Raw genomic sequence first — 14,784 nt, forward strand, 5'->3', positions numbered from 1 at the left:
AACCCGATGGAGGTGGAGATGACCCACAAATACATGAACTCTTTCAGCCCTTTGAACCGGCGGTTGATCATCGCCTGGATCGGCCTGGCATTCCTCGCCGTCGCGACGGTCGGCTACGCTGATATCGGCGCCGGGAAAGACCGGGCGCCGGGAAGAACCATGGCCCGGCAGGCCCTGTCTCACCAGGAGATATGGATCACGGCGGACCACACCAAGCATGATATTCTAAAACAGGAATTTCATTCCGGCGAGGAGGTGACGCAGGCATGCCTCACCTGTCACTCGGAAGCGGCATCCCAGTTCCATAAAACCATCCACTGGACATGGCTCGATCCCAACGTCCCCAAGGCGCAGCAGATCGGCAAGGCCGGTCACTCCATCAACAATTTCTGCATCAGCATACACGGCAACGAACCCCGCTGCACGTCGTGCCATGCCGGGTATGGATGGAAGGACAAGACTTTCGATTTCACGGACCAGACCAAGGTCGACTGCCTGGTCTGCCACGAACAGACCGGAACCTACGAGAAATTTCCGACCGCCGCCGGCAACGTAGTTGCCGAGGCCACCGTTTTCAAGGAAAACGGAAAAACCTACCTGCCGCCCGACTGGAACAAGGTCGCCCAGAGCGTGGGACGCCCCACCCGAAAAAACTGCGGCACCTGTCATTTCACGGGCGGCGGCGGGGACGGCGTCAAGCACGGGGACCTCGACACCTCTCTCATCAAGCCCAACAAGGCCCTCGATGTCCACATGGGTCTCGACGGGCAGAATTTCGACTGCGTCCGATGCCACACCACGATCCTGCACAACATCGCCGGGCGCACCTATGCGACCCCGGCGGCCAGGGACCGTAAAAGCCTGGTAGAGGACGACCTGACGTCCAAGATCACGTGCGAGTCCTGCCATACCGACACACCCCACGCCGCCGGATCCAAGCCCAACGACCACACCGACAAGGTCGCCTGCCAGAGCTGCCATATCCCCGAGTTCGCACGGGTCAATCCCACCAAAATGTTCTGGGACTGGTCCACGGCCGGCAGGAAAAAAGAGGGCAAACCCTACAAGGAGAAGGGTCCCCTTGGGAAAGCGGCCTACGACACAAAGAAGGGTGATTTCGTGTGGGCCAAAAATGTCGTCCCCGAATATTTCTGGTTCAACGGCTCCATCAGTTCCATCACGGCCAGGGACATGATCGACCCGAGTCGAACGGTTCAAATCAACTGGCCCGTGGGAAGCAGGGAGGATGCCAATGCCCGGATATTCCCCTTCAAGGTTCACCAGGGGAAGCAGCCCTATGACAAGGTCAATAAAACCCTTTTGATTCCGCATCTTTTCGGGAAACCGGGCAGCGACGCTTACTGGGCCGCCTACGACTGGAAACGCGCTCTCGAAAGCGGCATGCGCCACGCAGGCTTGCCCTACAGCGGTGAATTCGACTTCGTCGAAACCAGCTATGTCTATCCAACCACCCACATGGTGGCGCCCAGGAGCGAAACCGTATCCTGCAGGGAATGCCACGTCCGGGAAGGCAGCCGGCTTGCAAATCTTTCCGGCTTCCACATGCCCGCGCGGGACACGTTCAGAGTGATTGACACCGTGGGATGGGGGGTGGTTCTGGTTTCCCTCATCGGTGTGATGCTTCACGGTTTCGGCAGGGTCTTCACTCACGCAAAACGCCGACCGAATTCGAAATAGGCCCCTTTGCACGAAAAGGAGAGACGAGACATGAGCGATACCCCGTTAAAAAACATCTATCTCTATACCCGCTACGAACGCTTCTGGCACTGGCTTCAGGCGACGTTGATCCTGATCCTTCTGGTCACGGGCTTCGAGGTCAACGGAACGATCTCCCTTCTGGGGTTCGAGACCGCCGTCCGCATCCATAACGTCACCGGCATCACCTGGTTGATCGCCTTTGCCTTCTTTGCCTTCTGGGTGTTTACCACCGGGGAATGGAAACAGTATATCCCCACCACCCGAAAGATGATCGCCGTCGTCCGGTATTACGGCTACGGCATCTTCCGGGGGGAATCCCATCCGGTTCCCAAGCGGAAGGAGGCCAAGCACAACCCCTTGCAGCGACTGACCTACCTCTCTCTGGCGGCCCTGCTGCTCCCCCTCCAGATGTTGACGGGAATTCTATACTGGTCTTATAATTCCTGGGCCGAATACGGTCTGGGCGGCCTGAGCCTTTCTCCGGTAGCCCTGGTCCACACGGCCCTGGCCTTTGCCATTCTGTCGTTTTTCATCGTCCACGTCTACATGACCACCACCGGACACACCATACTGGCCCACACCAAAGCCATGATCACGGGCTGGGAGACCGTGCCGGAAGACGAACATGTGGAGGAATGGGAAAAAAAGGCCGTTTAACCGCCAACCGTCAAAGGCATCCCACCGCAGGCGGATATCCGCCTGCGGTGCCGGAATGCGAAACCATTTCAAAACAGCCGGCGCTTTTTCCGCATTCCCGCCGGTTCGAAAGCACGGCCGCGGTCTTGCGGGTCTCTTCCGAACCCTTCGCCGGAGGATGTTTGGTGCTGCGGTTCAATAAAGGTCGTACCGGGCGGCCCGACCGTCGAGACCGGCGTTGCGCATGGGCTTTTTCCAGGTGGGCTTGAGCCCGATCTTCTTGATCATCTCCCGGTTGCCGAAATAGATGAGCGCCGTCGATCCTTTGCAGCGTTGCTTCAAAAAATCTCCGAATGCCTTGAAGAAAAGGCCGAGGTCGGCCTCCGGCTTCATGCGGATGCCGTAGGGAGGGTTGCAGAGGATGGTTCGGTTTTCGAGGCTGGAAAGATCGTTGTAATCCCGGTGATGGACACGGATTCTGTCGCCGCCGGGCAAGAGGCTGCAATTGATCCGGGCGGCCCTGACGGCGGATTTGTCATTGTCGCCGCCGCTGACGAGACCCTCCTTCAGGGGAATCATGCCGTCATCGGCGGCACGCTTGACCCGGTTCCAAAGGGAGGCCTTGAAATCAGGCAGATACTGAAACCCGAAACAGGGTCTCAGAAATCCCGAGGGGATCCTGCAGATCGCCATCATGGCCTCGCAAAGGAGGGTGCCGGAGCCGCACATGGGGTCGTGAAGCGGCCGTTCACCCCGCCATTCGGAGAGCGCCGCCATTGCAGCGGCAAGGGTTTCCCGCATCGGGGCCTCCACGGTTTCCCGCCGATATCCCCGCCGATGCAGCGATCCCCCCGAGGTGTCGAGGCTGATGATCCCCTTCTCCCCCTCGATAAACAGGTTGAGCCACACCCCGGGGTTTAAGGGATCGACGTTGGGACGTTTGCCGGTCCGGCTTCGGAAGCCGTCGGCCACCGCGTCCTTCAGGCAGAGAGCCGCGAACCTGGAGTGACGGAGCCGTTCGTTTCCGGAGACGTTGGCAAATATCCCGAAGGTCTCCTCCAGGGGAAAAAAAACGCCCCAGTCGACGGACCGCCCGGCCCGATATAGGTCCTCACGGTCCCGGCAACGAAAAGAAACGAGGGGCGCCAGGATTCGCGACACGAGCCTGGCATTGTAGTTGATGTGGTAGAGCACTGCCGGGTCGGCGTTGAAATGAACGCCCCGGTACCCGATCTCGGCGGATGAAGCGCCGAGCGCCGTCAGCTCCCTTGCCGCGAGGGCCTCGATTCCGCCGGCAACCTGGGCGAAATAGCGCCTGTTTTTCTGGTATTCAAACAAAACACATCCTATCTTTTTATCTGTCTCAGGGATTCACCCCTCAATCTCCTGAAGCCGTTTTATATCAAAAGATCGGGTCAAGCCCAAGCATTAGATTCACAAGCGCTCCCCACCGCCCGATGCAACCGGTTTACCCGAAACACCAACATGAATTTCAGCAACATCCATCTTGACACCTCCTGATTTTGATGCCAATTATCCTCCCATCCCCCGATTTGAACACATCGCAGGCATTTATTTTTATTATGACTCAACCTTCGACTTTCATGACGGTGACCGGAAAGCGGTGCCGATGAAAGTCGAAGGTTGAGTTTTATGAAGTGAGTTGCAATGACATCGTTATCCACTGCCGGGCTCGTCAACAATGTCGCATTGCTCCTGGCAATGATTCTGATTTACGACATCGTTTTTTTAAGACATATCCAATCTGAATCCTTTCCGAAACAAGTTTTTCTCGGCGCCATTCTTGGGGTCATCGGTGTCGGCATCATGATGAATCCGGTGGAATTTCTTCCCGGAATCATTTTTGACACCCGATCGGTACTGCTGTGCATCACAGGGTTTTTCTTTGGAACGGTCCCGACGGTGATCGCCGTCTCGATAACCGGGGGATACCGGGTGGTTCTCGGGGGCACGGGAACATGGACCGGCATCGCGGTCATCATCGCCTCCGGGGCGGTCGGATTGACGTGGCGGCAATGTCGAAAAGGGAATCTGAAAAATGCATCGGTCAGGGAACTCTATCTCCTGGGTATCGTAACCCATATTCTGATGCTGGTGTGCATGTTGACCCTGCCCCAGGCGGTCGCATTCGACGTTATCTCCAGAATCAGCCTGCCGGTGATGCTGGTGCTGCCTTTGGGCGCCGTTCTCATGGGGAGGCTGTTGATCAACCGCCTCGACCGCATCCAGGCGGCCAGGGCCCTGGAACTGAGCGAGGCGAAATACCGGGATATCCTGGAAAATGCCGTGGAGGGTTTTTTTCAAAGCACCCTTGAGGGCCGGTTTCTGGCGGTCAACCCGTCCTTTTCCCGGATGTTCGGATACGAATCCCCCGAAGCCATGATTGCCGACATCTCCGATATATCGCGTCAGTGTTACATCGATCCCGAGGAACGCCGTCGATGGCAGCGGGAGATGACGAAAAACGGAAAAATCGAAAATTTCGAGTTCAGAGCGAAACGCAAGGACGGTTCGGAGATCTGGCTGTCCGACAGCAGTCGCGCGATTTACGGGCCGGACGGGCATATCCTTCTCTACGAAGGCAACGTCAGCGACATATCTGATCGCAAAAAGAACGAAGAATACTACAGGCAGATCATCGAGAGCTCCATTGACGGCTTCATGATCGTCGATCAGGACGGGTGCATCCTCGATGTCAACGACGCCTACTGCAAGCTCGTCGGATACGACCGGAACGCGCTGCTGAAGATGTCTGTCGACCGGATCGAGGCGATGGAATCCGCGTCGGATGTAGAGCGACGCATCAAAGAGATCACGGCACTCGGCCGCGGCAGGTTCGAAACGCGGCATCGCTGCAAGAGCGGCCGGATCCTCGACGTCGAAACCAGCACCACCTTTTCGGAAAAAAACGGCGGCATCTTCTTTTCATTCATCCGGGACATCACCCATCAGAAGCAGCATGAATCCGAACAGGAGATCACCCTTCACCTGCTCCAGGCCCTGCATCAGGACAACAGCCTGGAAACGCTCATTCGGAACGTCATCACCCTGATGGCCGATGGGTCGGGCTGCGATGCCGTGGGGATTCGCATTCGAAAAGGCGATGATTACCCCTATTTTGAAACCAGAGGGTTCCTTCCGGATTTCGTCGAAGCTGAATCACGGCTTTGCCGATTGGATGCAAACGGAAAACCGATCCTCGACGGCTCGGGAAATCCCCTGCTGGAATGCATGTGCGGAAACGTCATCCACGGCCGGTTCGATCCGGCGCTGCCCTTTTTCACTCCGAACGGCAGTTTCTGGACCAACAGCACCACGGCGCTTCTGGCATCCTCTACGGAAGCGGAACGGCAAAGCCGAACACGAAACCGATGCAATGGGGAGGGATACGAATCGGTGGCCTTGATTCCCCTGCGGGCGGGAAACCAGAGCCTGGGGCTGATCCAATTCAACGACAGGCATCCAAATAAATTCAACGAAAAGCAGATCCGATTGTTTGAACGGTTGGCCTCAAGCCTTGCCATCGGGATCTCACACCGCATTACCGCCTCGAAATTGAGGGAACGCAATCAGATCCTTTCCGCCGTTCTCGACCACACCCACATCATGGCCGCGATGCTGGACACCCGGTTCAATTTCATATGGGTCAACTCGGCATACGCTGAAAAGGACCGCCGGGATGCCGCGTTTTATCCGGGCAGAAACCATTTCGATCTTTATCCTCACGAGGAGAACCAACGGATATTCCAGAGCGTCGTGGATACCGGAACCGCTTTCTTCACGACGGCCAGGCCCTTTGAATATCCAGGACAACCCGACCGCGGGGTGACCTATTGGGACTGGAGCCTGATCCCCGTAAAAGACGACAACGAGAACACGACCGGACTGGTGTTCACCCTGGTGGATGTGACCGAACAGGTCCGGGCCGGCGAAGCTTTACGGGAAAGCGAGGAGCGGTATCGCGCCTTTTTCGAAAAGGGACCTGACGGCGTGGTGATCATCGATCCTGATGTCGCCGGGCCCATTGCCTTCAATGATCAGGTCTGTCGCCAGCTGGGGTATTCGCGGAAGGAGTTCGCGATGCTGACGCTCCACGACATCGACGGCATCGAGACCCGGGACGACACCCGGAAACGCATCCGTAATGTGATGGACAAGGGACATGACGATTTCGACACCCTCCAGCGCACCAAACAGGGTGAACTCAGGAACGTTCATGTAACGGCCCAGGTGATCGAGGTGGGGGGACGTCCTGTTTACCACTGCATCTGGCGAGACATCACCGAACGGAAAAGAATGGAGGAAGAGCTTTTAAAAACGCAGAAACTGGAATCCGTGGGAATGCTTGCCGGCGGCATCGCGCACGATTTCAACAACATTCTGACGACCATCATCGGAAACACCGCCCTGGCCAAGGACCACGCCGCGCCGGAGAGCGAACTCTTTGATCTGCTCAATGAAATCGAGACGACCTCGACCCGCGCCCGGACACTCACCCGGCAATTGCTGACCTTTGCCAAGGGGGGCGCGCCGGTAAAGGATACCGTCTCCATCAAGGAGCTCATTCGGGAATCCGCCGCCTTTGTGCTGCGCGGCTCAAAAACATTATGTGAGTATTTCATCGCCAAGGACCTCTGGCCGGTCGAGATCGACGTCGGGCAGATGAACCAGGTCATTCACAATATCGTCATCAATGCCAACCAGGCCATGCCGGACGGCGGGATCCTTCATGTCAGGGCCGAAAATCTTATGATCGGCGAGAAAGATGGACTGCCGATACTGCCGGACCGGTATATCCGGATATCCATCTCGGATCAGGGCGTCGGTATCGCCGAAAAGCACCTTTTCAAAATATTTGATCCCTATTTTACCACGAAGCATGAAGGCAGCGGCCTGGGCCTGGCCACGAGTTACGCCGTCGTCAAAAAGCACGGCGGATACATCACCGCCGAATCCGAACTGGGGAAAGGGAGTACCTTCCATATCTATTTACCGGCTTCGGACAAATCGATCCCCTCAAAGACCCCTTTCGCGCTGCTCAGAAACCAGGGAAAAATTCTGATCATGGACGATGAAGCCGCTCTCCGGAAAATAATCGGTCGAATGCTGCAAAGATTGGGGTACGAGCCGGACTTCGCCACGGACGGCGCCGAAGTGATCGGAAAATATCAAACGGCCATGGCATCCGAATCCCCTTATGATGCCGTTATCCTCGACATGACCATACCCGGCGGCATGGGTGGAAAGGAAGCCGTCAGGCGGTTGCTGGAGATGGATCCCGGCGTCAAAGCCATAGTTTTCAGCGGCTATTCCGACGACCCGGTCTTGTCGAACTTTCGGGATTACGGCTTTGTGGGAATGATGCCCAAGCCTTTTGAATTCCAGACCCTGAGCCATGTGCTTGACAACGTCCTCAACAACCCGGCGTCAAAAAGGCCTTGACGCCGTTCCAAAGATCCGATATGAAGGATGATCATTTTTAGATGATTAGACAGGTGAGTGATGATCGTGATAAGGACCGACAGACAAATACACTGGTGGTGGCGGCTCAACAACCCCCGAGGGTGGGCCGACCGATTCACGAGCATCTGACACCGAACGTACCATAAGATTCCATGAACCGCAGGCCGCCCGGCCTGCGGTTCTTCTGTATAGAAAGGGCTGCGGGATAACACCACCGCAGCCCTTTTTTTCTTTGACAAACCAGGGAGGAAACCGGCATGTTGATTGTAATGGAAAAAACCGCGACACCGGAGCAGATCGAAAATGTCGTCAGCATCATTGAACAAAAAGGATACACCCCCCGACCGATTCCCGGGGGTGAGCGGGTGGCCATCGGCGTGCTTCGAAACAAGGGGCCGGTGGATGCCGCGCTGTTTCTGGGAATTCCCGGCGTGAAGGACACCGTCCCCATCACGCGCCCCTATAAGCTCGTCAGTCGGGAAACCCAGCCCGAAGACACCATCGTCACCGTTGGTGATGTCGCGATCGGCAACGGCCGGCTCACACTCATGGCAGGCCCCTGCGCCATCGAAAGCGAGCTGCAGGCCCTCACCATCGCCGAAAAGGTCAAGGCCGCCGGCGCTCACATCTTCCGGGGCGGCGCCTTCAAACCCCGGACATCTCCCTACGCCTTCCAGGGCATGGGCGAGGAAGGCCTCAAGATCATGGCCAGGGTGCGCGAAGTCACCGGCATGCCCATCGTCACGGAGGTGATGGATGATCAGACCTTCGATCTCGTGGAGACCTATGCCGACATCATCCAGATCGGCACGCGGAACATGCAGAATTTCAGCCTCCTCAAGCGGGCCGGTCGGTCCCGGAAGCCAATTTTCCTGAAGCGCGGCCTCGCCGCCACCATCGACGAATGGCTCATGGCCGCGGAATACATCCTCGAAGGCGGAAATACGCAGGTCATTCTCTGCGAGCGGGGGGTGCGCACCTTTGTCAACCACAGCCGGAATACGCTGGACGTCTCGGCCGTGCCCGTGGTGAGAAAGGAAAGCCACCTACCCATCATCATCGATCCCAGCCACGCCGGAGGCCGCCGCGACCAGGTCATCCCGCTCAGCCGGGCGGCGGTGGCCGTAGGCGCCCACGGCCTCATGGTGGAGGTCCACCATGAACCGGACAAGGCGATGAGCGACGGGGCCCAGTCTCTCTATCCCGAGCAGTTCGTATCGCTCTGCCGGCAGGTCGACGCCATCTTCAGGATCCTCCAAAACGGCACGGATGCGATTTGAACCGCCAACCTGTTTTTTCGACTCCCGGCCCTACCCTCTCGCGTTGGGGAAGGGCACTGAAGCCAATCGTAATTCACGGCCGTTCAAGGCCTGTATTGAAAAAAACATGAATACTTCGGGCAACGTCTACCCCAGCGCCGTTGCCGCAGCCTGGATGAGATCCAGGAGGGGCGTGGGGTAGATGCCCAGGATCACAATGGCGGCGACAAGGGCGCCGGCAAGAATTTTGGCGCCGGGCATGGCGGGAAGCGGGCCCGCTCCTTCCGGGGGATCGAGGAGATAGGCCGCCCGGACGACGAGGAGATAATAGTACAGAGAGATCACGACGTTGAACATGGCGATGAGGACCAGGGCGAAATAGCCTTTCTCCATTGCCGCCACAAAGATGAGGAGCTTGCCCGTGAACCCGATGGTCGGCGGAATGCCGGCCAACCCGAACAGCGCCGTCATGAGCGCCAGGGCCATGATCGGGGACCGGCGGTGAAGTCCGGCAAGGCGGTCGATATCAATGTTTTCGCCGTCAAAGGCCGTCTGGATCACCACCAGAAAACAGGTGAATTTGAGGAGCAGTACCGTGACCGCGTAGAACATGGCACTGACGTTGCCTTCCGGACTGATGCAGAGAATCCCCACCAGTACATAGCCGGCATGGGCGATGCTGGAAAATGCGAGAAGGCGTTTGAGATCCTTCTGGGCGATCGCGGTGAGGTTTCCCACGGTCATGGAGATGATGGCCAGGACGGCCAGGAAATGTACGAGGTGGGTACTCTCTCCTCCGCTGAGGGCAACCATTCGGAGCAGTACGGCGATTACGGCGACCTTCGAGGCGGTGGAGATATAGGCCGCCACCTGGTGGGCCGCGCCCTCGTAGACGTCCGGCGCCCAGAAATGAAACGGAAAGACCGCCATCTTGAAGAGGAATCCCGAAAGCGCCAGAGCGAGCCCCAGAATGACCTCCGGCTGATGGATCACGCCGGGAATGACCTCTACCATGACCCGGAAGTAAGCGGCGTTGGTCGCCCCGTAGAGCAGGGCCAGACCCAGAAGCATGGTGGCCGATGCCGACGCCCCGATGAGGAAGAACTTCATGCCCGAGGCCACACCCTGATCACGCCCTTTTCTCAGAAAAACAAGGATATACAGACTGTAACTCGACAGTTCCAGGGCCACGTAAAGTGTCAATATATGGACGGCGCTCACCAGCATCATCATGGCCAGGGTGCAGATGCTGAGGAGCATGTAGTATTCCGGATGATACCGGTGTTCGATGCCGGAAAGGCCCGAGCTGATAAAGACCACGAGGAAAAGCCCCATGAGCAGCAGGGACTTGAAGACCTGGGAGAAGAGATCGACACGGTAGGTGCCGTGAAACAGCTCGCCCGCCGCATATAGCCCGGCAAGGGAGATGCACACGGCCAGGCCGGTCAGGGCGACCGCCACGATGTAATCCCGCCGGGCATCCGTCGGCGCCATGGCCAGAAACAGGAACACCAGCGCCGTTACCAGGCAGCAGATTTCAGGGCTGAAAATCATCCAGTTCATTATGGCAACCTATGAAGAAATGGGATTGTCGCCGTCCGGATCACGTCGAGCATGAGGGACGGGAAAAGGCCGAAGAGCACGATGACCGACACCAGGATCATCCGGGGAATGCCCAGAGTGAAGGATACGTCCGTCAGATGGGCGAATTTTTCGTTCTTCGGGCCGTAGCAGGTTCGCTGAACGACGCGGAGCATGAAGAGCGCGCTCACCACCAGCCCCGAAACGGCGAGGATACCGTACACGGGGTAGACCTTGAACGACGAGATAAAGACCAGAAGTTCGGCCCAGAAGCTGGCCAGACAGGGCACCCCGATGCCCGTCAGGGCCGCGATGATGAAATAGGTGGTCGCCACGGGCATCACCCGCCCCAGCCCCCCGAGTTCCGCGATGATCTTGGTGTGGGTCCGGTCGTAGATATACCCGACCGACGAGAAGAAGAGCGCCGTCATCACCCCGTGGGCGAACATCTGGAACACCGCGCCGTTGATGCCGTCAGCGGTCATGGTGGCGAGGCCCAACCCCACAATCCCCATGTGGGAAACGCTGGAGTAGCCGATGCAGTACTTGAGGTCGGTCTGGCTGAGGCCCACAAAGGCGCCGTAGACGATCCCCACGGTGGCCAGCAGCGCCATGAGCGGCGCCCAGAACTGCCACCCCTCGGGGCACAGGAACATCCCCACCCGAAGCACGCCGAAAGCGCCGATCTTCATGAGCACCCCGGCATGGATCATGCTCACCGCCGTGGGCGCGGCCACGTGACCCACCGGCGACCAGGTATGGAACGGCCATACGCCCGCCAGGATCCCGAATCCGATGTAGAGCAGCAGAAAGGCGAACTTCTGAACCCCCGGGCCGAGGGTCCCTTCGGCGCTCAATGCCACCAGGTCGAAGGTTCCCATTCCCGCCTGAACCACCAGGTAAACGATGGCCGGCAGGATCAGGGCGCTTCCGGCCAGGAGATAGAGGGTCAGCTTCATGGCGGCGTATTCCTTGCGGGTGCTGCCCCATACCGCGATCAGGAGATACATGGGAAAAAGGGAGACATCGAACCAGACGAAGATAAAAAAGAGATCGAGGGCCATGAACATGCCGAAGACACCCGTCACCAGGAGAAACACAAGGGCGAAAAACTCCTTGACCCGGTGCTCCAGCTCCCACATGGTCAGAACGCCTGTAAAGAAGACGATGCCGGTCAGGAGCAGCATCGGCAGACTGAATCCGTCGGCGCCGTTATAGTAGGAGATGCCCAGCCGGGGAATCCACGCCATACGCTCGACGAACTGGAAACCGCCCAGGTCCTGATCGTAGGCCGCGAACAGGTAGACCGAGAGGATCAGGGTCACGCCGGAAAAGCCCGCGCTGACCCACTTGATCTCGCGGGTCCGGTGTCCGGGCAGCACCATGATCACGAGGAGCCCCACCAGGCAGCTCGTGAGGATGGCGGAGAGAAATGGAAATTCGGCTAACTCCGTATGCATCAGATCATCACCCTAAAAGAAGAAGTAAATTGCCAGCATGAATATCACGGCGAACATCACCATCAGTTTGTACTGGATCATACCCAGGTGAAGGCCGGCCAGAAGACGTCCGCCTGCCGCAGCGCTCTTTCCGATACCGTCGACGACGCCGTCGATCACCCGCCGGTCGTTCTCGGTGCAGCTCCTCGAGATGCCGGCGTAAATGACGGTATCCAGGAATTTTCGGTAGAACCGATCGATATACCATCGCTCGGCGAAGAGCTCAAAAAGCGGTGGAATCCGTTCGACAAAACCCTCCTGAGCCGCGCCCCGCCGACCAAACTCGATCCAGGCGAGAGCAAGACCCGAGAAGGCGGCGCCCAGGGCGGCGTAGAGAAGCCGGCCGTGGTGGGCTTCCACGTGGACCTTGCCGTAGCCAAGAAAGCGCGCCAGTTCGAGGTTGAAAAAGCCCAGGACAACGGTGACGGCAGCCAGGATCAGCAACGGCCCCGCCATGAACCGGTGTTCGGCGGAATCTTCTCCGCGGGCTTTCCGGGACGCGTTCCGGGGGGAGAGAATGACGAATATCAGGCGAAAGGTGTAATAGGCGGTCAGGAATGCACCGAAAAGCCCCATCCACAGCCATACGGGATTGCTGTGGGCCGCCAGAGCGCTCATAATCGCCTCCTTGCTGAAAAAGCCCGAAAACGGCGGGAGACCCGACAGCGCAGCGGCGGCGATCACCATGCAGAGCATAGGCACCCGGAGGGACCGGCCGCCGGCCTCTCCGATCTCGAACATGTCGTTGGTGTGAAAGGCGTGGATAAAAACGCCCGAGCAGAGGAAGAGCAGGGCTTTGAATCCCGCGTGGGTGGCGAGGTGGAAGACGCCGGCGAAATACCCCCCGGCCCCAAGGCCCATGATCATGAAACCCAGTTGGCTGATGGTGGAATAGGCCCACACCTGCTTGATGTCCCGGCTGACCATGGCCATGGTCGACGACAGCAGCATGCTCACGGTTCCGACCAGGAGGCAGACGGTCATGGCCGTGGGCGACAGGCTGAAGAAGGGATGGATCCGCGCGAAGAGGAAGACACCGGCGGCCACCATCGTCGCCGAGTGAAGCAGCGCGCTTACCGGGGTCGGACCCTCCATGGCGTCCGGCAGCCACGTCAGCAGCGGAAACTGGGCGCTTTTGCCGATCACCCCTCCGAAGACCAGGAGCGCCGCCGTGGTGATCATGGCCGGCGACATGGCCGCGGCCGCCTCCGGACCGTTGATCTGGCGGATATTGACGTTGCCCAGGTGGAGCAGGATCAGGATGATGCCCATGAAAAAGGCCACGTCGCCCAGCCGCGTCATGACGAAGGCCTTCTTGCCGGCCGTGCTCGCGCTGAACTTTTCGAACCAGAACCCGATCAGCAGGTACGAGGCCAGTCCCACCAGTTCCCAGAAGATATAGAGCTGCAGCAGGGTCGCGGAGAGGGTGAGGGTGATCATGGCCCAGGCAAAGAGGGACATGCACCCGTAATACCGTCCGAATCCGGGATCTCCGGCCATGTACCCCAGCGAATAGATTTGTACCAGAAAGCAGATGACGGTGACAATGACCAGCATCAGCAGGCTCAGGGGATCGATCAGAAAACCGAATGGGACCGACACGTCGCCGGACACCGCCCAGGATACGGACCACTCGACCGGCGCCGTCATACACCAATGGCGCACCACAAGGATCCCGCCGGCGACCAGGGATCCGGAAACGGCGGCAATGGAGATGCACGCCGCCCATTTCGGTTTTTTGAGGAAAAAAACCATGATCGTTCCGAAAGCGAGAAACGGCAAAAGGGACGCTGTCGCTGCCGCCCAGAAGGCGGTGGTGGACAGGGTGTTTGCGGTCTGTATGGCAGTCATCATGATAGGCGCTCCGGTCATTTCATGCATTACCTGGGGTCAGTCGATCCGGCAGGCATCGGTTTCGATGCATCCGGCATCCACGGTGCCCGTCCGCCGATAGATCCAGACAATGAGCCCCAGTCCGATTGAAACCTCGGCAGCGGCCACCGCGATGATGAAAATCGCCATGGCCTGACCGTCCAGATGCCGCCACTGGAGGGCGGACCCCACAAAAGCCACGGCCGAAGCATTCAGCATAATCTCGAGCCCGAGCACCATCATGATCAGGTTGCGTCGGGTCACCAGGCAGAACATCCCTGTGAGAAAAAGGAGGCCGGCCAGAATCAGAACATGATGATACGGTACGATCATGGCCTCACCTCCCCTTCCCGCTCCGGCTTCTTTCCGGCGTCTTTGCCCAGTCTCAGTACGCCTACCAGGGCGATCAGCAGCAGCATGGAGACGATCTCGACGGCCAGCCAGTGGCGCTGAAACAAAAACTGACCGAAGGTTGACGGGTCGACGGCGGCGGCTGTCATGGGTGCTGTTCCCGTCGTGTCGGCGGTGATGAGCAGCACCAGAACCAGCCCGTAGACGAAACAGACTCCCATGGCCGGAAGCCACTGCCTGAGTGGAAACAACCGTTCCTCAATCCCCTCCATTCGAAGCATCATCACGATAAACAGGAAAAGGATCATGATGGCCCCGGCATAGATAATGACTTCAAGGGCGGCCAGAAGCGGCGCTCCGAAGAGATAAAAGAGGAGCGCGCT

At 58.4% G+C, this 14,784-nt stretch carries 10 protein-coding genes; 4 read left to right on the forward strand and 6 right to left on the reverse strand.

The window, feature by feature from the left end; translation table 11 throughout:
* The first annotated feature begins 18 nt into the window (after positions 1-18).
* Both AB7S84_RS12010 and AB7S84_RS12015 read left to right on the forward strand, forming a co-directional pair.
* Positions 19-1,698, forward strand: coding sequence for a tetrathionate reductase family octaheme c-type cytochrome (locus tag AB7S84_RS12010; RefSeq protein ID WP_428154691.1), 1,680 nt, complete (start codon positions 19-21; stop codon positions 1,696-1,698).
* Positions 1,699-1,728: 30 nt separating this feature from the next.
* Entirely contained in the window at positions 1,729-2,376 is a 648-nt protein-coding gene (locus tag AB7S84_RS12015; RefSeq protein ID WP_428154676.1) for a cytochrome b/b6 domain-containing protein, read from the forward strand.
* Between the two features lie 174 nt (positions 2,377-2,550).
* Here AB7S84_RS12015 and AB7S84_RS12020 read toward each other — a convergent pair whose 3' ends face one another.
* Positions 2,551-3,693 carry a THUMP domain-containing class I SAM-dependent RNA methyltransferase gene (locus AB7S84_RS12020; RefSeq protein ID WP_428154678.1) on the reverse strand — a complete coding sequence of 381 codons (1,143 nt, stop codon included), beginning with the start codon at positions 3,691-3,693 and terminating at the stop codon, positions 2,551-2,553.
* Between the two features lie 330 nt (positions 3,694-4,023).
* Between AB7S84_RS12020 and AB7S84_RS12025 the strand changes: the two genes are divergently transcribed.
* Together AB7S84_RS12025 and aroF are read left to right on the forward strand one after the other, a co-directional pair.
* Positions 4,024-7,818 (forward strand): PAS domain S-box protein, encoded by a 3,795-nt coding sequence (locus AB7S84_RS12025; protein ID WP_428154680.1) that lies wholly within the window; start codon positions 4,024-4,026, stop codon positions 7,816-7,818.
* 278 nt (positions 7,819-8,096) lie between these two features.
* Positions 8,097-9,119, forward strand: a complete 1,023-nt coding sequence (aroF, locus tag AB7S84_RS12030; RefSeq protein ID WP_428154682.1) for a 3-deoxy-7-phosphoheptulonate synthase — start codon at positions 8,097-8,099, stop codon at positions 9,117-9,119.
* A 126-nt stretch (positions 9,120-9,245) separates the two neighbouring features.
* On the opposite strand, the gene AB7S84_RS12035 is transcribed toward aroF, so the two are convergent.
* The 5 genes from AB7S84_RS12035 to AB7S84_RS12055 all read right to left on the reverse strand — a co-directional run.
* On the reverse strand, positions 9,246-10,661 hold the full coding sequence (locus AB7S84_RS12035; RefSeq protein WP_428154684.1) for an NADH-quinone oxidoreductase subunit N: 1,416 nt from the start codon (positions 10,659-10,661) through the stop codon (positions 9,246-9,248).
* A complete protein-coding gene (locus AB7S84_RS12040; RefSeq protein ID WP_020876415.1) occupies positions 10,661-12,139 on the reverse strand; it encodes a complex I subunit 4 family protein in 1,479 nt (492 codons plus the stop codon). The genes AB7S84_RS12035 and AB7S84_RS12040 overlap by 1 nt, the downstream gene beginning before the upstream one ends.
* Before the next feature lie 12 nt (positions 12,140-12,151).
* Positions 12,152-14,032, reverse strand: coding sequence for an NADH-quinone oxidoreductase subunit L (locus tag AB7S84_RS12045; protein WP_428154686.1), 1,881 nt, complete (start codon positions 14,030-14,032; stop codon positions 12,152-12,154).
* Positions 14,033-14,068: 36 nt separating this feature from the next.
* A complete protein-coding gene (gene nuoK, locus AB7S84_RS12050) occupies positions 14,069-14,383 on the reverse strand; it encodes an NADH-quinone oxidoreductase subunit NuoK (protein WP_020876417.1) in 315 nt (104 codons plus the stop codon).
* A partial coding sequence (locus AB7S84_RS12055) for an NADH-quinone oxidoreductase subunit J family protein (RefSeq protein ID WP_428154689.1) occupies positions 14,380-14,784 on the reverse strand: 405 nt, incomplete at its 5' end. The genes AB7S84_RS12055 and nuoK, both read right to left, overlap by 4 nt.

The sequence above is a fragment of the Desulfococcus sp. genome, from assembly GCF_050178255.1.
Taxonomy (GTDB): Bacteria; Desulfobacterota; Desulfobacteria; order Desulfobacterales; family Desulfococcaceae; genus Desulfococcus; species Desulfococcus multivorans.